The organism is Serratia liquefaciens ATCC 27592 (assembly GCF_000422085.1).
Lineage (GTDB): Bacteria > Pseudomonadota > Gammaproteobacteria > Enterobacterales > Enterobacteriaceae > Serratia > Serratia liquefaciens.
In genome coordinates this window covers 4,165,192-4,183,133 of the sequence record NC_021741.1, presented here as the reverse complement: position 1 = coordinate 4,183,133, position 17,942 = coordinate 4,165,192, and the positions used below count along the sequence as shown (strand labels likewise).

General features: G+C 56.2%; 15 protein-coding genes. 11 read left to right on the top strand and 4 right to left on the bottom strand.

What is annotated here, in order from left to right:
* Positions 1–440: 440 nt before the first annotated feature.
* Both aas and lplT read left to right on the top strand, forming a co-directional pair.
* The gene (aas, locus tag M495_RS19585; RefSeq protein WP_020828405.1) at positions 441–2,594 is read left to right on the top strand and encodes a bifunctional acyl-ACP--phospholipid O-acyltransferase/long-chain-fatty-acid--ACP ligase; all 2,154 of its coding nucleotides are present in this window, start codon (positions 441–443) and stop codon (positions 2,592–2,594) included.
* Positions 2,594–3,790, top strand: coding sequence for a lysophospholipid transporter LplT (gene lplT / locus M495_RS19580; RefSeq protein ID WP_020828404.1), 1,197 nt, complete (start codon positions 2,594–2,596; stop codon positions 3,788–3,790). Before aas ends, lplT begins: the two co-directional genes overlap by 1 nt.
* Positions 3,791–3,823: 33 nt before the next feature.
* On the opposite strand, the gene M495_RS19575 is transcribed toward lplT, so the two are convergent.
* The 4 genes from M495_RS19575 to mutH form a co-directional block, all read right to left on the bottom strand.
* On the bottom strand, positions 3,824–4,864 hold the full coding sequence (locus tag M495_RS19575; RefSeq protein WP_020828403.1) for an NADP(H)-dependent aldo-keto reductase: 1,041 nt from the start codon (positions 4,862–4,864) through the stop codon (positions 3,824–3,826).
* 180 nt (positions 4,865–5,044) lie between these two features.
* Positions 5,045–5,263, bottom strand: a complete 219-nt coding sequence (locus tag M495_RS19570) for a YgdI/YgdR family lipoprotein (RefSeq protein ID WP_020828402.1) — start codon at positions 5,261–5,263, stop codon at positions 5,045–5,047.
* Between the two features lie 173 nt (positions 5,264–5,436).
* Positions 5,437–6,153 carry a TerC family protein gene (locus M495_RS19565; RefSeq protein WP_020828401.1) on the bottom strand — a complete coding sequence of 239 codons (717 nt, stop codon included), beginning with the start codon at positions 6,151–6,153 and terminating at the stop codon, positions 5,437–5,439.
* A 95-nt stretch (positions 6,154–6,248) separates the two neighbouring features.
* Positions 6,249–6,935 carry a DNA mismatch repair endonuclease MutH gene (gene mutH, locus M495_RS19560; RefSeq protein WP_020828400.1) on the bottom strand — a complete coding sequence of 229 codons (687 nt, stop codon included), beginning with the start codon at positions 6,933–6,935 and terminating at the stop codon, positions 6,249–6,251.
* Between the two features lie 696 nt (positions 6,936–7,631).
* Here mutH and rppH point away from each other — a divergent pair.
* From rppH to recC, 9 genes are all read left to right on the top strand, one after another.
* The gene (rppH, locus tag M495_RS19555) at positions 7,632–8,159 is read left to right on the top strand and encodes an RNA pyrophosphohydrolase (protein WP_012146527.1); all 528 of its coding nucleotides are present in this window, start codon (positions 7,632–7,634) and stop codon (positions 8,157–8,159) included.
* Between the two features lie 12 nt (positions 8,160–8,171).
* Entirely contained in the window at positions 8,172–10,418 is a 2,247-nt protein-coding gene (gene ptsP, locus M495_RS19550) for a phosphoenolpyruvate--protein phosphotransferase (protein ID WP_020828399.1), read from the top strand.
* A gap of 190 nt (positions 10,419–10,608) precedes the next feature.
* Entirely contained in the window at positions 10,609–11,481 is an 873-nt protein-coding gene (lgt, locus tag M495_RS19545) for a prolipoprotein diacylglyceryl transferase (RefSeq protein ID WP_020828398.1), read from the top strand.
* Positions 11,482–11,488: 7 nt separating this feature from the next.
* Positions 11,489–12,283, top strand: coding sequence for a thymidylate synthase (thyA, locus tag M495_RS19540; RefSeq protein WP_020828397.1), 795 nt, complete (start codon positions 11,489–11,491; stop codon positions 12,281–12,283).
* 187 nt (positions 12,284–12,470) lie between these two features.
* Positions 12,471–12,977, top strand: a complete 507-nt coding sequence (locus M495_RS19535; RefSeq protein ID WP_041415653.1) for a prepilin peptidase-dependent protein — start codon at positions 12,471–12,473, stop codon at positions 12,975–12,977.
* Positions 12,965–13,543, top strand: a complete 579-nt coding sequence (locus tag M495_RS19530; protein WP_020828395.1) for a prepilin peptidase-dependent protein — start codon at positions 12,965–12,967, stop codon at positions 13,541–13,543. Before M495_RS19535 ends, M495_RS19530 begins: the two co-directional genes overlap by 13 nt.
* Positions 13,540–13,986: a YgdB family protein gene (locus tag M495_RS19525; RefSeq protein WP_020828394.1), complete on the top strand. Its 447-nt coding sequence runs from the start codon at positions 13,540–13,542 to the stop codon at positions 13,984–13,986. Before M495_RS19530 ends, M495_RS19525 begins: the two co-directional genes overlap by 4 nt.
* Entirely contained in the window at positions 13,976–14,350 is a 375-nt protein-coding gene (locus M495_RS19520) for a prepilin-type N-terminal cleavage/methylation domain-containing protein (protein ID WP_041414904.1), read from the top strand. The genes M495_RS19525 and M495_RS19520 overlap by 11 nt, the downstream gene beginning before the upstream one ends.
* A 33-nt stretch (positions 14,351–14,383) precedes the next feature.
* Positions 14,384–17,755: an exodeoxyribonuclease V subunit gamma gene (recC, locus tag M495_RS19515; RefSeq protein ID WP_020828392.1), complete on the top strand. Its 3,372-nt coding sequence runs from the start codon at positions 14,384–14,386 to the stop codon at positions 17,753–17,755.
* The last annotated feature ends 187 nt before the right edge of the window (positions 17,756–17,942 follow it).

The following is a 17,942-nucleotide window of genomic DNA, read 5'->3' as shown; positions in this document are numbered from 1 at the left end:
AAACGTCCCAGAGGTATTGATTGGTGAGTTTCAGCAACTTGTTTGTTGAGCCCATATTAATTTGCACCAACCTACGCAGATGCGTAGGTTTTTTTTTGCCCGATCCCCCTCCGTCCCGCCTGCGTAAAATCTGATTTTGTATTTTTATTCCGCAGGACTATTTACATTTCATTGAGTTATTTCAGTACATCGCGGGAAATTTACAGCTGGTTGCATTTAGAGCAAAACTCTTGCGATTGATCGGTAGTTTCTTAATCGCCACCGCTCTAGAGTAGGTGATCCCAGAGGTATTGATTGGTGAGAAATCAGCATACTCTGTATGTTGAAGCCATTTTCAATTGCACCAACCTACGCGGATGCGTAGGTTTTTTTTTTGCCTGCCATATAGTATTCTTTTCCCTACAACCATTTACGCTCATCTTGGGCAAAGGGAGAAGGGCATGATCTTTTCAATGCTGCGGGTGCTATTCCGCCTGCTGTACCGGGTACGCGTTGAGGGCGACGCCCGACATTTCGATCAGAAAAAGCTGCTGATTACGCCCAATCACATCTCCTTCCTCGACGGTATTCTGTTGGCGCTGTTTTTGCCGATCAAACCGGTGTTTGCCGTCTACGCCAGCATAGGCGATCGCTGGTTTATGCGCTGGTTGCGGCCTTATATCGATTTCGTTTCGCTCGATCCCACCAAGCCGATGGCCATCAAACAGTTGGTGCGCATGGTCGAGCAAGGGCGGCCCATCGTGGTGTTCCCCGAAGGGCGCATTACCGTGACCGGCTCACTGATGAAAATTTATGATGGTGCCGCGTTTATTGCCGCCAAATCGGGGGCGACCGTGGTGCCGATACGGCTTGATGGCGCCGAATTCAGCCCTTTTGGGCGTATGGCCGGGGTCTTCAAGATCCGTTGGTTCCCGCAGATCAGCATCCGTATTTTACCGCCGACGTCATTGCCGATGCCGGTCGCGCCACGCGCCCGAGAACGTCGCATGCTGGCCGGCGATCGCTTGCACCAAATCATGATGAAGGCGCGTATGGACACGCGCGAGCCACAGACCCTGTTCCGCGCTTTGCTGGCGGCGCAGCATCGCTATGGTCGGAGCAAGCCGTGCATTGAAGATATCAACTTCAAGGAAGACAGCTACCAGACACTGATTAAAAAAGCGCTGGGCGTCTGCCGTATCCTGCAGCGCTTTACCGCCGAGGGCGAACATGTCGGCATGCTATTGCCGAATGCCACCATTACCGCCGCGGCGATTTTTGGCGCCTCGCTGCGCAACCGTATCCCGGCGATGCTCAACTACACCGCGGGTTCCAACGGCCTGAAAAGTGCCATGCTCGCCGCCAGTCTTAAAACCATCGTCACCTCACGCCAGTTCCTGGAAAAAGGCAAGCTGACACATTTGCCGCAGCAGGTGCCGGAGGCCAACTGGGTGTATCTGGAGGATCTGAAAGATACCGTGACCCTGGCGGACAAGCTGTGGATCCTGCGTCATCTGTTCCAACCCGCGGGCGCCATGCTGCCGCAGAAGCCTGACGATGCGGCACTGATCTTGTTCACCTCGGGTTCGGAGGGCAATCCGAAGGGCGTGGTGCACTCCCACGCCAGCCTGCTGGCTAACGTTGAGCAGATCCGTACCATTGCCGACTTCACTCCGCGCGACCGTTTTATGTCGTCGCTGCCGCTGTTTCACTCGTTTGGTTTGACGGTCGGGCTGTTGACCCCGTTGATGACCGGCAGCCGCATTTTCCTCTACCCCAGTCCGCTGCATTACCGCGTGGTGCCGGAGCTGGTGTATGACCGTAACTGCACCGTGCTGTTCGGCACGGCCACTTTCCTCAATAACTATGCGCGTTTTGCCCATCCGTATGACTTTGCCCGGTTGCGCTATGTGGTAGCCGGTGCGGAAAAGCTGGCGGACAGCACCAAACAGATTTATCAGGACAAATACGGTATTCGCATCCTGGAAGGCTATGGCGTGACCGAGTGTGCGCCGGTGGTGTCAATCAACGTGCCGCTGGCGGCCAAGGTGGGTACCGTCGGGCGCATCATGCCGAATATGGAAGCGCGTTTAATGAAGGTGCCGGGTATTGAGAACGGTGGACGCCTGCAACTGCGTGGGCCGAATATCATGAAAGGCTATCTGCGGGTGGAGCATCCGGGCGAGCTGGAGCCGCCGGCGGCAGAGGATGAACAGGGCAACCTGCAGCCGGGCTGGTACGATACCGGCGATATCGTCACGCTGGACGAACAGGGCTACTGTGTGATCCGCGGTCGGGTGAAGCGCTTTGCCAAACTGGCGGGCGAAATGGTCTCGCTGGAAAGCGTGGAGCTGCTGGCACAGCGTGTATCGCCGGAAGGGCTGCACGCCGCCACGGTGAAAAGTGACAGCAGTAAGGGCGAGGCACTGGTGCTGTTCACAACCGATGCAAGCGTAACCCGCGAAGCCTTGCTGCGGGCAGCGCGTGAATTGGGCAGCCCTGAACTGGCGGTACCGCGTGATATTCGCCTGTTGAAAACGCTGCCGGTGCTGGGCAGTGGCAAACCGGATTTTGTGACCCTGCGTAAAATGGCTGAACAGCCGGAGACTGTCTGATGAACTCGTCGTCGAACACTGATTCCCCCTTGCTTTCGCGCAGCATGATTGCGGTCATTTGCGCACAGTTTCTCTCTGCGTTCGGTGACAATGCGTTGCTGTTCGCCACGCTGGCGCTGATCAAACAACAGCTTTATCCCGACTGGAGCCAGCCGATTCTGCAGATGGCGTTTGTCGCCACCTATATCATTCTCGCGCCTTTTGTCGGCCAGATTGCCGACAGCTTTGCGAAAGGGCGGGTGATGATGGTGGCTAACGGCCTGAAGCTGGCCGGCGCATTGGTGATCTGTTTCGGGTTGGATCCGTTCCTCGGTTATAGCCTGGTGGGCGTGGGTGCCGCAGCTTATTCACCGGCCAAATATGGGATTTTGGGTGAGATCACCAGCGGTGAGAAACTGGTCAAGGCCAACGGCCTGATGGAGGCCTCCACTATCGCGGCGATCCTGCTGGGCTCGGTGGCCGGCGGCATCCTGGCAGACTGGCACGTGGTCGCCGCACTGGCGGTATGTGCGCTGGTTTACGCAGCGGCGGTGATCGCCAACCTGTATATTCCGCGCCTGCCTGCGGCACATCCGGCGACGTCATGGACGCCACGTGCCATGACTCGCGCTTTCTTCAACGCCTGTGTGGTGCTGTGGCGCGATGGGCAAACCCGTTTCTCATTGATTGGTACCAGCCTGTTTTGGGGCGCAGGGGTCACGCTGCGCTTTCTGTTGGTGCTGTGGGTGCCGGTGGCGCTGGGTATCGCCGATAACGCCACGCCGACGTTGCTGAATGCTATGGTGGCGGTGGGGATTGTGGTTGGCGCCGGTGCCGCGGCTCGCTTCGTTACGCTCGAGACCGTGAAACGCTGTATGCCGGCCGGGATCTTGATTGGCGTAGCGGTGGCGATATTCGCGCTGCAAACTACCCTGCTTAGCGCCTATGCGGTACTGCTGATTATCGGCGTCTTGGGCGGCTTCTTTGTGGTGCCGTTGAATGCGTTGTTGCAAGAACGAGGCAAAAAATCGGTGGGGGCAGGCAACGCGATCGCGGTGCAAAACCTTGGCGAGAACACCGCCATGCTGTTGATGCTCGGGCTCTATTCGCTGGCGGTGAAAGTCAGCGTACCGGTGGTCGGCGTGGGGATCGGTTTCGGTGTGGTTTTCGCGCTGGCGATCGGCGCGCTGTGGTTGTCGCAACGACGGGCAAAATAATCAAAGGGGCGCGGTTTAGGCGCCCCTGATTATTTAGGGGGCAGGAATGGTAAAGCGGGTGTGGATCTCTTCCAGCCCCTGAAGCACGTCTTCATTCAACACCAGGTCGAAACTGTCGATGTTGGTTTTCAGCTGTTCCAACGTGGTGGCGCCCAGCAGGGTACTGGCAACGAAGGGTTGCTGGCGAACAAAGGCCAGGGCCATCTGCGAAGGATCCAGTCCGTGTTTTTTGGCTAATGCGACGTATTCGGCAATCGCCAACTGCGTTTGCGGGGCCGAATAACGATTAAAGCGGCTAAACAGCGTATTTCGCGCACCGGCCGGTTTGGCGCCGTTCAAATACTTGCCGCTCAGGGTGCCGAACGCCAGGCTGGAATAGGCTAACAGTTCGACGCCTTCGTGCTGGCTGATCTCCGCCAGAGCAATCTCAAAACTGCGGTTCAACAGGCTGTAGGGGTTCTGAATTGAGACGATGCGCGGCAGCTCATGCTTTTCAGCCAACTGCAGGTAACGCATCACGCCCCAAGGCGTTTCGTTAGACACCCCGATATAACGAATTTTACCGGCGCGCACCTGCTCGGTCAGCGCTTCCAGCGTTTCCAGCAGGGTGACGGTAGCCTTTTCGTCAGTGTACTGGTAGTTGAGCTTACCGAAGAAGTTGGTCGCGCGCTGCGGCCAATGCAACTGGTAGAGATCGAGATAATCGGTGTTGAGGCGTTTCAGGCTGGCGTCCAGCGCGGCACGGATGTTTTTGCGATCCAGCGCCTGCTGCGGACGGATACTGCTGTCAGTCCCGCGCACCGGCCCGGCGATTTTGCTGGCCAGCACCAGTTTCTCACGGTTGCCGCGAGCCTTGATCCAACTGCCGATGTACTGTTCGGTCAGCCCCTGGGTTTCAGGGCGGGGCGGTACCGGGTACATCTCTGCGGTATCGATCAGGTTGATGCCAGCGGCTAATGCATAGTCGAGTTGCGCGTGGGCATCGGCTTCACTGTTCTGTTCGCCAAAGGTCATGGTGCCCAGTCCCAGCACGCTCACTTCTAAAGAACTGTGGGGAATACGGTGGTATTGCATTAACGGCCTTCCTTTCGTGTTAGCGCTTACGGGCTATACACCCGATAAAACAGGAGCCAAACAATCTGCAAGGCGGTGATATCGCCTTTGCCGACTATAACCAAGCCGAGAAGATGGGGGAAGTGGATTCAGTGCGGGGAGGGCTATCGCGCAATGCGGGGGCGATAGCCGATCGGGAAACTAGCGTTCGATGACCTGTGAAACCTGATCGCCGTTGATCTGGCGATGGTTGCCTTTTTCGTCTTTATAGCTGATGAGGCCGGTATCTTGGTCAATCTCTGGCTTGCCCTGAGTCAGGATCATATTGCCGTCTTTGGTCGCCATCACGTAATCGCTGGAGCATCCCGCCAACCCGGCGGCCATCACCAACGCAGACACTGCCATTACCCACTTTTTCATCCTGCGGATCCTCAGTTATGTATGCAAAAAGAAGCTTCTTTCTAGATTAGCAAACTATAGATGCATCGTGTTTCGGATAAGTCCTTATCTCTGTAAGAGAAAGTGACATTGAAACTGTGCGGGGGATACAAAAATATTAACGGGAGCGGCTTACGCTCGCTCCCGTTGGGGGATTACTCAGAGGCGGGTTTTTTCTTGCTGCGCATCAGGTTGAGCGCTTCTACCGACATCGAGAAGAACATCGCAAAGTAGATGTAGCCTTTAGGTACATGCACCTGGAAGCTTTCCAGCATCAGGGTGAAGCCCACCAGGATCAAGAATGCCAGCGCCAGCATTTTCACCGAAGGGTGGCGGTTAACGAACTCGCCAATCGGCCGGGCGGCAAACATCATAACGCCCACGGCAATCACTACTGCTGCCATCATGATAAACAGATGATCGGACAGGCCTACCGCGGTGATCACTGAATCCAGGCTGAAAATGATATCCAGCAGCATGATCTGCACGATGGCACCGAAGAAGCCGTGCACTTTAGTGTGGTGCTCTTCGTCCGACCCTTCGATGGTTTCATGGATCTCTTTACTGGCTTTCCAAATCAGGAACAGCCCGCCCAGCAGCAGGATCAGATCGCGAGCCGAAACGCTGTGATCCATGATGGTAAACAGCGGATGGGTCAGACGGATCACCCAGGCGATAGAGGCCAACAGCCCCAGACGCATTAACATTGCGCCGGCCAGCCCGATGCGACGCGCCTTGTTCTGCTGGGCTTTCGGCAGTTTAGACACCACCAGGGAAAGGAAAATAATGTTATCAATACCCAGAATGATCTCAAGAATGGTCAGCGTACCTAACGCTAACCAGGCATTGGGATCCATAATCCATTCGAACATTGCCTAGCCACACCTTAATAAAAAGCAAAGGCTGAATTATACGCGTTTATTGATACGGCGACACTGTTAGCTAAACACAGCCTAAACAAAAGCGATCAGATTAAGAAATGTCTTGCCAGCAGCGCGGCGGTGAAACTTTTTTTCAAATAGAAACCGCGCGGTAATGTGAGGATCGGCTGACCTTGTTCGCCGATGGCTTCGGTCAGGGCTTTACCGTTGGCCGCCTTGGGGCGTAGTTGCAGCACTTCACCGTGTCGTGCGGTGATCCGTTCTACGTGACCAAGCACGATCAAATCCATCAGCTCTTCCCAGTCGCGGCGCAGCATCTCTTCTTCTTCTTCGTTCGGGCTCCACAACAGTGGTGAACCTATGCGCCGCTGTGCCAGCGGAATCTGCCGCTCGCCTTCCACCGGGATCCACAGCACCCGCGCCAGCTTATGGCGTACGTGGCTGCTGGCCCAGGTGACGCCGCTGTTGCCGGTCAAGGGCGCTACGCAGACGAAAGTGGTTTCCAGCGGCTTGCCGGCGGCGTCTATCGGGATGGTTTTCAGCTCGATGCCCAACTCGGGAAAATCCTGTTCCGGCTTGCTGCCGGCCATGGCGCCAAGATACTGCTCCAGCAGCATGCCAACCCATCCTTTATCCCGCTTCAGGTCTTTGGGAATAGGCAACTGCGCACGTGTCGCCAGTTCTCCCAACTGACAGCCGGCAAGCTGCTGCGCCCGTTCAAACAGTTGCTGTTCATTTTCTGGAGGAGGGGGCAGAGGAGATAAAAACGCCATAATGCGAACCTGCTAGATTTGGTTGAAAAACGTACTGTATTTGTACACAGCGAACCTTGGTGGGCAAGGTCTGGGGAAAAGAATAATAGTAGCATGATTTTCCATGACTTTTTTCCCGCTACATGACGGAGGAAAAATTCAGGGCGATGCTTGTGCACCTGAAGCCACCGACAATAAACAGGATCTTACACCTATTTATCCACAGATTTATGGGATAACCCAAATTTTTACCGATCACTGGTTCGATTTACAGCCTTGACTCAGGGTTTTTTTTGCGAAATTGTCCGTTTTGTGCGTAACTCATACGGATAATCTGTGGATAAAAACGACGTTGGTGGATCTTTCGCCAGGGTAAGATCCTAAACGGATATAGATCACATTTTTACTCTGTATAGGGTTGTTGATAAATAAATAACTTTATGTTTTTAATGATGTATTTTTGTTTTTGTTTTTATGGTGATTTTGAGTTCACCAGAGTTTTACCGGCTTATCCCTTGAGTTCTTCACACACCTATCCACAGAAAAAGTGAATAAAACCGCGTGTAAACGGCTTCACATGTTTATAACTTTGCCATTATCTGTGAGTTATCCCAATGTTATCCGGTCTGCACCGCCGCAAAGCAGTGGTTTACCGCCTGTAGCTTGTGTGAAACAATCAGGGTATCTATGCGAATTTAAGCTTATCGAGGTAGTCCGGTGATCGATGATGATGGCTACCGCCCGAATGTTGGTATCGTAATCTGTAATCGTCAGGGGCAAGTCCTGTGGGCTCGCCGTTACGGTCAACACTCCTGGCAGTTTCCCCAAGGGGGGATCAACCCCGGTGAAACCGCAGAACAGGCAATGTACCGTGAGCTGTTCGAAGAAGTGGGGCTGAGCAAAAAGGATGTGCGTATCCTGGCCTCAACCCGCAACTGGTTGCGCTATAAATTGCCAAAACGTTTGGTGCGTTGGGACACAAAGCCGGTTTGTATCGGCCAAAAGCAGAAATGGTTTCTTTTGCAGTTAATGTGCAATGACGCTGATATCAATATGCAACGCAGCAGCACGCCGGAGTTTGACGGCTGGCGCTGGGTGAGCTTTTGGTATCCGGTGCGCCAGGTGGTGTCGTTCAAACGCGACGTTTACCGCCGGGTGATGAAAGAATTCGCCGTCACCGTGATGCCGATGCAGGAGCAGGCAGCGCAGCGGCAGACCCCCGCTTATCGCCGGAAGAGAGGTTAAGTTAAGCCGACTATGCTCACGCGCTTGCGAGAAATTGTTGAGAAGGTGGCCGCGGCGGCCAGCCTGACAGATGCGCTGGATCTTTTGGTCAATGAAACCTGTCTGGCAATGGATACGGAAGTCTGTTCCATCTATCTGGCAGACAATGACCGCCGCTGTTATTACCTGATGGCGACACGCGGGTTAAAAAAACCGCGTGGGCGCACTATCGCACTGGCCTTTGATGAAGGCATCGTCGGCCTGGTTGGGCGCCGTGCGGAGCCGATTAACCTGGCGGACGCGCAGAGCCACCCCAGCTTCAAATATATTCCCCAGGTGAAGGAGGATCGGTTCCGATCGTTCCTCGGCGTGCCGATCATTCATCGCCGCCAACTGCTGGGCGTATTGGTGGTTCAGCAGCGTGAGCTGCGCCAGTTCGACGAAAGCGAAGAGTCTTTTATGGTGACGCTGGCCACGCAAATGGCCGGTATCCTATCCCAATCGCAGCTTAACGCTCTTTTTGGCCAGTATCGCCAGACGCGCATTCGTGCGCTGGCGGCATCGCCAGGCGTGGCGGTGGCTGAAGGTTGGCAGGACAGCAGCCAGCCGTCACTCGATCAGGTTTACAAGGCCTCAACGCTCGATACCGCCAGCGAACGTGAACGCCTGACCCAGGCGTTGGAAGAAGCCGGGGCGGAATTCCGCCGTTTCAGCAAGCGCTTTGCCGCCAGCTCGCAAAAAGAGAGCGCGGCGATTTTCGATCTTTACTCTCACCTGCTGAACGACGCCCGCCTCAAGCGTGAACTCTTCGCCGAGATCGATGCCGGCTCCGTAGCGGAATGGGCGGTGAAACAGGTGATCGAAGTCTTTGCCGCCCAGTTCGCCAGCCTGCAAGACACCTACATGCGCGAGCGCGCCAGCGATCTGCGCGCGCTCGGTCAGCGCCTTTTATTCCACCTCGACGATACCACTCAGGGCGCAACCCAGTGGCCGGCGCGTTTTGTGCTGGTGGCCGATGAACTGACCGCTACCCTGTTGGCAGAAATGCCACAGGACAGGCTGGTCGGCGTGGTGGTCCGCGACGGTGCCGCCAACTCACATGCGGCTATTTTGGTGCGGGCGATGGGGGTGCCGACGGTGATGGGGGCGGATATCCAGCCTGCATTGCTCAGCCAGCGCCTGCTGATTGTCGATGGCTATCGCGGCGAGCTGCTGGTTGATCCTGAGCCGGTGCTGGTGCAGGAATACCAGCGGCTGATCAGCGAAGAGCTGGAATTAAGCCGATTGGCGGAAGACGATGTCGAACAGCCGGCTCAGCTCAAAAGCGGCGAGCGAGTGCAGGTGATGCTCAACGCCGGTCTTAGCCCGGAACACGAGCAATTGCTGGGAGGGCGCGTCGATGGCGTCGGCCTCTACCGTACCGAAATTCCATTTATGCTGCAGAGTGGCTTCCCTTCCGAAGAGGAACAGGTCGCCCAATATCAGGGTATGTTGCAGCTCTATCCGAACAAGCCGGTGACGCTGCGCACGCTGGATATCGGCGCCGATAAGCAACTGCCTTATATGCCTATCAGCGAAGAAAACCCCTGTCTGGGTTGGCGCGGTATCCGCATCACCCTGGATCAGCCGGAAATCTTCCTGATCCAGGTGCGCGCCATGCTGCGTGCCAATGCCGGTACCGGCAATCTGGGCATTTTGCTGCCGATGATCACCAGTCTGGAAGAGATCGACGAGGCCCGACGCCTGATCGACCGCGCTGGGCGGGAAGTAGAAGAAGTGCTGGGGTATGAAATTCCCAAACCCAAACTTGGCGTAATGCTTGAAGTGCCGTCGATGATCTTCCTGATCCCGCATCTGGCCGGGCGGGTGGAGTTTATTTCGGTTGGTACCAACGACCTGACCCAGTACCTGTTGGCGGTGGATCGCAACAATACCCGAGTGGCTTCGCTGTACGACAGCCTGCATCCTTCCATGCTGCAGGTGCTCAAGATGATTGTCGTTCAGGCCCAGGCCGTCGGGCTGCCGGTAGGGTTGTGCGGTGAACTGGCTGGCGATCCCATGGGGGCCTTGCTGCTGGTGGGCATGGGCTACCGCAACCTGAGCATGAACGGACGTAGCGTGGCGCGGATCAAATATCTGCTGCGGCATATTGAGCTCTCCGACGCCGAAGTGCTGGCGCAGCGTGTACTCAGTGCTCAAATGACCACTGAGGTGCGCCATCAGGTGGCGGCGTTTATGGAGCGGCGTGGCATGGGCGGGTTAATCCGCGGTGGCAAGTAACGCCGCAGGCTGACTGATTTTTTTACAGAACTTTTCCCAGCAGTCCAGTCCGGAGACGCTTAAGCTTATGCTATTATCCGCCTCCTCACTGTGTTGAAAGCAACGGAAAAAGTGCTCCTGCTGCGTTTCACCGCGTTTGGCACCTGCCGCCCCCGGATGGGGAAGAATAATAGACATGTTGTGGTGATAGATGACCAATAGCTATCTGGCGTTTCCTAAATTTGATCCGGTGATTTTCTCTATCGGTCCGGTCTCTCTGCATTGGTACGGTCTGATGTACCTGGTTGGCTTCGTTTTTGCCATGTGGCTGGCGGTGCGCCGTGCCAACAAACCGGGCAGCGGCTGGACCAAGGATGAAGTAGAGAACCTGCTGTATGCCGGTTTCCTCGGTGTGTTCGTCGGTGGCCGCGTTGGCTATGTGTTGTTCTACAACCTGCCGCTGTTCCTGGATAACCCGCTCTATCTGTTCAAAGTCTGGGATGGCGGTATGTCGTTCCACGGCGGCCTGATGGGGGTTATTCTGGTGATGTTCTGGTTCGCTCGTCGTACCAAACGCACCTTCTTCCAGGTTTCTGATTTTATTGCCCCGCTGATCCCCTTCGGCCTGGGTGCCGGTCGCTTGGGCAACTTTATCAATGGCGAACTCTGGGGCCGTGTTACCACCGATACCCCATGGGCGATGCTGTTCCCAAGTTCACGCGCGGAAGACGTAGCGCTTGCCGCCGCCGATCCGCAACTGCTGCCGATCCTGAATCAATACGGCGTGCTGCCGCGCCACCCGTCCCAGCTGTATGAACTGCTGCTGGAAGGCGTGGTGCTGTTTATCATTCTGAACCTGTTTATTCGCAAACCGCGGCCGATGGGCGCCGTTTCCGGCCTGTTCCTGATTGGTTATGGCGTATTCCGCATTATCGTCGAAGCTTTCCGTCAGCCGGATGCACAGCTCGGCCTGTTCGACGGCGTAATCAGCATGGGGCAGATCCTGTCCGTTCCTATGGTGGTGGCCGGTATTATTATGATGATTTGGGCGTATCGTCGTCGCCCGCAGCAACAACTGTCGTGAGGAACAAATGAAACAGTATCTGGATTTGATGAACAAAGTGCTCGCCGAGGGCACCCCTAAAGCCGACCGTACCGGCACTGGCACGCTGTCGATTTTCGGCCACCAGATGCGTTTCAATTTGCAGGAAGGCTTCCCGTTGGTGACCACCAAAAAATGTCACCTGCGTTCGATCATCCATGAACTGTTGTGGTTCCTGAACGGCGACACCAACGTGGCTTACCTGAAGGAAAACAAGGTCAGCATCTGGGACGAGTGGGCCGACGAGAACGGCGACCTTGGCCCGGTGTACGGTAAACAGTGGCGTGCCTGGGGAGCCGCTGACGGCCGTCAGATCGACCAGTTGACCACGGTGCTGAACCAGCTGAAACAGGATCCGGATTCACGCCGCATCATAGTCTCGGCCTGGAACGTGGGTGAATTGGACCAGATGGCGCTGGCGCCATGCCATGCGTTCTTCCAGTTCTACGTGGCGGACGGCAAATTATCCTGCCAGCTGTACCAGCGCTCGTGCGATGTGTTCCTCGGCCTGCCGTTCAACATTGCCAGCTACGCGCTGTTAGTGCATATGATGGCGCAGCAATGCGATCTGGAAGTGGGTGATTTTGTCTGGACCGGCGGCGATACCCACCTGTACAGCAACCATATGGAACAAACCCAGCTGCAGCTGACCCGTGAACCGCGTGCCTTGCCAACGCTTTTGATCAAACGCAAACCGGCATCGCTGTTCGATTACCGTTTCGAAGATTTTGAAATCGAAGGGTACGATCCGCATCCCCCAATCAAAGCACCGGTTGCTATCTGATTTCTCCGCATAAGTTATCCCCGAGGGCGCACAGGTTGCGCCCTTATTTTTTTCTGCCGCCCCTCTCTGCGCACTGCATCGCATTTTGTTGTGCTTGTTCACCAGTTGCATAGAAAGCCTGCGCGGTGCGCTTCAAGGCCGAAAAGCCCCCCTTTACCCTGTTGCGCGCCTGATTACACTGGCCGCCATGAACGACGAGATGAAGTTTAACCCCGATGGCCAGCGCGGCATGACGCTGATAGAACTGCTGGTGGTGATTACCCTGGCGGGTCTGCTGACGGGCTGGGGTGTCAGCCACTGGCGTCATTATCAGCAGGCTTTGCGGTTGGAACACACTGCACAACAACTGCTGGCTTTCCTCAACCGGTTGCAGGCTGATGCCAACTGGCACAACCGCACGGCGCTGCTGGGGATTAAACCCGGAACGACCTGGTGCATCGGTGAAGGTCAAACGCCTGCGAATTGCGCTGCACTCGACGATGACATCTTCAAGCCGCATTACCCTGATGTGCGGCTGACAGGCCATACCCAAAAAGAGATGGGGTTTTATGGCCTGCGCAATAATGCGCAGGCGGGGCATATTGTGCTCAGCAACGGTGCAGGCAGCCTGAGGTTGGTGCTATCTGCCAAGGGGCGACTGCGACTGTGCAGCGAAGGGGTGAGCATCAGGGGGATTGCGCTATGTCAGCCTTAGAGCGGGGTTTTACGCTGCCGGAGGTGATGTTGGCGCTGACGTTCGGCAGCCTGATTGCGCTTGCTGCCGCCAAAACCTATCCGGTTTTACGTCAACACAGCGTCGATGTCGGCAGGCACTACCGGCTGGAGTCGGTACTGCGGCAATTGGCCTTCGGCATTGAGAAAGATCTACGCCGTGCGGGGTTTTGCGCCGGTCAGTGCCGTGGGCAACCAATACTGCTTAGCCACCTTCCCGGAGAAGCGGCGGGCAGTTGCGTGATTATCACCTATGACATCAGTCGTAACGGCCATTGGGAGGCTTTCGGCGCTGATGCCGACTATTTCGGTTATCGCCTGCGCCAGGGGATGTTGGAAGGGCAGCGGGGTATTAATCATTGTCGGGGCGGTGGCTGGGAACGTCTGATCGATAACGACGAAGTGCGTATCGAAGCCTTCAGCGTAAAGACCAACCTGGGTGAAAACGGAAAAACCTGGGCTACGCTGGCGCTGAGCGGCCGTGCGAAAGCGGATAGCAATATACGGCGTAGCCTGGTTTGGGCGGTCAATATGACTTCTCTGCCATGAACATTAACGCCGAACGAGGCGGCAGTACCCTGGCGGCCGTGATGATGCTGTTGGTGATGGGGCTGATGCTGCTGAATGCCCAGCGTCGCCAACTGGACAGCGCTTTACTGCTGGCGACCGACGAGAAACGCTATTTACTGGCATACAATCAGGCCGCTTCCGCGCTCAGTTGGGGTGTGGCGCAGTCTTGGTCACACGGGCAACTGAATGAGAGTGGCTGGTGGTGCCGGCAAACAACTGAGCTACGTGCCTGCGCAAAATTATCCTCCCAGGCGGGTATTGTCCTGGTGCGTGGTGAAGCACCGATGAATGGCACAGAGCCTTTGCGGTTATATCAACGGAGCAAACCTGAGGGCGCAACCGGAGAGATTGCGCTCAGAGCAGAAACCGGCGGGTGGCTGGATTTTTGCCCTGAAAAAAAGCAGGCGGACTGTGAGGATTAACCCAACTGATGCATCTGACGCAACCCTATGGCGCCAGCGGGGTTTCAGCTTGCCGGAGGTCTTGATTGCCGCGTTGCTGTTCTCGGTGTCGCTACTGGGGTTGTTACAGTATCATCAGGTGCTGTTGCAGTCGTTCCAGCGTCAGTGGCAGTATCGACAGGCGTGGTCGTTGGCGCACCAGCATCTGGAAGTGTTCGCCGCTACCGGTCGCATGGATGCCGGGCTGCCGCCACTGGCACCCGGCTGGCGGCGTGAGACCAGCTTGAGCAGCCCACAGCCTGCCTGTCAGCGGTTAGTGGTAAGAATACAAACGCCCCAACAGCAGTGGGCGGAACTCAGTCGTTGGTACTGCATGCGCCAGTGAGCTGGCACATATTTTGTTTTAAGGGAGCGCCCAATGTTTAAGGTTTATCACTCCAATCAGTTGGACGTGTTAAAAACGCTGACCAGCATTTTGATAGCCAGAGAGCCCTTGGCCGATCCTTTCCAACAGGAAGTGGTGTTGGTGCAGAGCCCCGGTATGGCGCAGTGGCTGCAGATGCAACTGGCGGAGCAGTTCGGCATTGCCGCCAACATCGCTTTCCCCCTGCCGGCTACCTTCATCTGGGACATGTTTACCCGGGTGTTACCGGGTATCCCGAAAGAGAGCGCCTTCAGCAAAGATGCCATGACCTGGAAGCTGATGTGGCTGCTGCCCGATTTACTCACCCAGCCTGAATTTGCGCCACTGCACCATTACCTCACCGACGACGGCGACAAACGTAAAATTCATCAACTGGCCGGTCGGGTGGCTGACCTGTTTGACCAATACCTGGTGTATCGCCCGCAATGGCTGGAAAGCTGGCAGAAGGGCGAACGCGTTGACGGACTGGCGGAAGCGCAGCAATGGCAGGCTCCGCTGTGGGCGCGCCTGGTAGAGTACACAGCGGAATTGGGGCAGCCGGAATGGCATCGCGCCAACCTGTATCGCCGTTTTATCAACGAGCTGGAAAAGGCACAGCAGCCCCCTGCGGGATTGCCGCCACGGGTCTTTATCTGCGGCATTTCGGCATTGCCGCCGGTCTATCTGGAGGCCCTCCAGGCGCTGGGCAGGCACATTGACGTTCACCTGATGTTCACTAACCCTTGCCGCTACTACTGGGGAGATATTCAGAGTCAATCATTTCTGGCGAAATTGCAGAGCCGCAAACGACGCCATTATCAGGATCAAACCGAATATGCGTTATTCAAAGATCCTGAAAATGCCGCCGCACTGTTTAATGAAGCCGGTGAGCAAGACCTGCCGAACCCGCTGTTGGCCTCATGGGGCAAGTTGGGACGCGACCACCACTTTTTGCTTTCGCAGATCGAATCTGCGCAGGAAGTTTTCGCATTTGTCGATATCCCTGCGGACAATCTGCTGCATGGCATTCAGTACGATATGCTGGAGCTGAAGAACAGTGCGGTTATCGGCACCACGCCGGAAACGCTGGAAAGCAGCGCCACCAAACGACGACTGGATCCTGCCGATCGCTCCATCAGCCTGCACGCTTGCCACAGCCCGCAGCGTGAAGTTGAGGTGCTGCACGATCAGTTATTGAGCATGTTGGCGGATGACCCTGAGCTGACGCCGCGCGACATTATTGTGATGGTGGCGGACATCGACAATTACACGCCTTATATCCAGGCGGTATTCGGCAATGCCTCCCCGGAACGCTACCTGCCGTTTGCCATTTCTGACCGCAAAGCCAGCCAGGCTCATCCGGCGCTGCAGGCTTTTATCTCGCTGTTGGATCTGCCGCAGAGCCGCTTTACCTCAGAGCAGGTGCTGGCACTGCTGGAGGTTCCCGCACTGGCGGCGCGATTCTCCATCCGGGAAGAGGGCCTGCGTCTGTTGCGCCATTGGGTGGGTGAATCCGGCGTACGCTGGGGCCTGGATGACGACAACGTGCGCGAACTGGATTTGCCCGCCACCGGACAGCACACCTGGCAATTTGGCATTACGCGTATGCTGTTGGGTTACGCCATGGACAGCAATGCCGGTGACTGGCAGGGGGTCTTGCCCTACGACGAATCGAGCGGATTGGTCGCCGAGCTGGCTGGGCAGCTAGCTGAGCTGCTGGCGGCGTTGAGCCGCTGGCGGCAACGACTGGGGCAACTGCGTACGCTGCCGGAATGGCAACCGCTGTGCCGCCAACTGCTGGAGACCTTCTTTGAGCAGGACGGTGAAACCGAAGTGGTGCTGGCGCTGATTGAGCAGCAGTGGAACAAGCTGTTCGAGTTCGGGTTGGCGGCCCGTTATCCCGATGAGGTGCCACTGTCCATCCTGCGTGATGAACTGGCGTCACGCCTCGATCAGGAGCGGATCAGCCAGCGTTTCCTGGCCGGGCAAATCAATTTCTGCACCCTGATGCCGATGCGTTCCATCCCGTTTAAAGTGGTGTGCCTGCTGGGCATGAACGACGGCGTTTACCCACGGACGCTGCCGCCGTTAGGCTTTGATCTGATGGCACAGCAGGTCAAGCGTGGCGATCGTAGCCGTCGTGATGATGACCGTTATCTATTCCTGGAGGCGATACTGTCGGCGCAGCAACGGCTGTATATCAGCTTTATTGGCCGTTCCATTCAGGATAACAGCGAACGTTACCCTTCGGTGTTGGTGACCGAGCTGCTGGAATACCTTGAACAGAGCTACTGCCTGCCGGGGGATGAAGCGTTGGACGCCGATGGCAGTGCAAAACGCGTGGGTGATCACTTGCTCAACTGGCACTCGCGTATGCCGTTTGCCGCCGAGAATTTCCAGCCCGGTACCGAAGATCAGAGCTACGCCGCGGAATGGCTGCCGGCCGCCGACGGAAAAGGAGCTGCACATCCGGCGTTTAATCAACCTCTGCTGCCGGAAGCACAAACCCAGATTTTGCTGGATGACTTGCTGCGATTCTATCGCCACCCTATCCGCGCCTTCTTCCAACTCCGTCTGGGGGTCAGCTTCATTTTGGAAGAAACCGAACTGCCGGATGAAGAGCCCTTTACCCTGGATAATCTCAGCCGTTATCAGTTCAACAGCCAACTGTTGAATACCCTGATTGACGGTGAGGACGCCACTCGCCTATTTCAGCGAGTTCGTGCCGCCGGCGGATTACCCTTTGGCCCATTCGGTGAAATTTATTGGCAGAAGCAGCAGGAAGAGATGGCTGAACTGGCTGAGCAGGTGCGGGCAGAGCGCAGCGAAGGGCACAGTCTTGAACTGGATATCGACATTGCCGGCGTGCGCATTAGCGGCTGGTTGCATCAGGTTCAGGAAGACGGGCTGTTACGTTGGCGGCCATCCACCCTGTCGGCCGTCGATGGGATATTGCTGTGGCTGGAGCATCTGGTGTACTGCTGCGCCGGTGGCACAGGGGAAAGCCGTATTTACGGTCGCAAAGGGGCAGCCTGGCGTTTTGCCGCCCTGAGCGCAGAGGATGCCCATGAGCAACTGGCCGAATTGGTGGCCGGTTATCAGCGCGGTCTGTGTCAGCCGTTGCTGTTGCTGAACAAAAGCGGCTGGGCTTGGCTAAGCCAATGTTACCAGCCGGAAACGCAGCAGATTGACTGGGATGAAGAGGTGCAAATCAAGGCTAGAGCCAAGCTGCTGCAGACCTGGCAGGGCGATCAGCGCATTCCGGGGGAAGGCGAAGACCCTTATGTGCAGCGGGTATTCCGGCAGTTGGATAATCCTTCTTTAGCGCAAATTCTGGCCGAAACAGAACGTTACCTGCTGCCGGTTGCGCGACATAACCTTGGGTAACAATCCCCCGGTGGTACTGATTGCCGGGAGGTGGTAAAAATAATTAGGGTTATATTCAACTATCGGGGTCAGCTCCGGTCTTACATAACGTACAAGCATATAGATATTATTGTGTTGTGTTGTTTTGATGTACGCCGTCAACGTCAGGGATTTGGCGCGACGGCGTCAGAATAGGGGTTTATTTTGG

Coding starts and splice junctions, on each gene's coding strand:
- M495_RS19565 (WP_020828401.1), bottom strand. CDS start 6,153: ATGTTCGAATGGATTATGGATCCCAATGCCTGGTTAGCGTTAGGTACG.
- thyA (WP_020828397.1), top strand. CDS start 11,489: ATGAAACAGTATCTGGATTTGATGAACAAAGTGCTCGCCGAGGGCACC.
- M495_RS19575 (WP_020828403.1), bottom strand. CDS start 4,864: ATGCAATACCACCGTATTCCCCACAGTTCTTTAGAAGTGAGCGTGCTG.
- aas (WP_020828405.1), top strand. CDS start 441: ATGATCTTTTCAATGCTGCGGGTGCTATTCCGCCTGCTGTACCGGGTA.
- M495_RS19535 (WP_041415653.1), top strand. CDS start 12,471: ATGAACGACGAGATGAAGTTTAACCCCGATGGCCAGCGCGGCATGACG.
- M495_RS19525 (WP_020828394.1), top strand. CDS start 13,540: ATGAACATTAACGCCGAACGAGGCGGCAGTACCCTGGCGGCCGTGATG.
- M495_RS19530 (WP_020828395.1), top strand. CDS start 12,965: ATGTCAGCCTTAGAGCGGGGTTTTACGCTGCCGGAGGTGATGTTGGCG.
- lgt (WP_020828398.1), top strand. CDS start 10,609: ATGACCAATAGCTATCTGGCGTTTCCTAAATTTGATCCGGTGATTTTC.
- lplT (WP_020828404.1), top strand. CDS start 2,594: ATGAACTCGTCGTCGAACACTGATTCCCCCTTGCTTTCGCGCAGCATG.
- ptsP (WP_020828399.1), top strand. CDS start 8,172: ATGCTCACGCGCTTGCGAGAAATTGTTGAGAAGGTGGCCGCGGCGGCC.
- mutH (WP_020828400.1), bottom strand. CDS start 6,935: ATGGCGTTTTTATCTCCTCTGCCCCCTCCTCCAGAAAATGAACAGCAA.
- recC (WP_020828392.1), top strand. CDS start 14,384: ATGTTTAAGGTTTATCACTCCAATCAGTTGGACGTGTTAAAAACGCTG.
- M495_RS19570 (WP_020828402.1), bottom strand. CDS start 5,263: ATGAAAAAGTGGGTAATGGCAGTGTCTGCGTTGGTGATGGCCGCCGGG.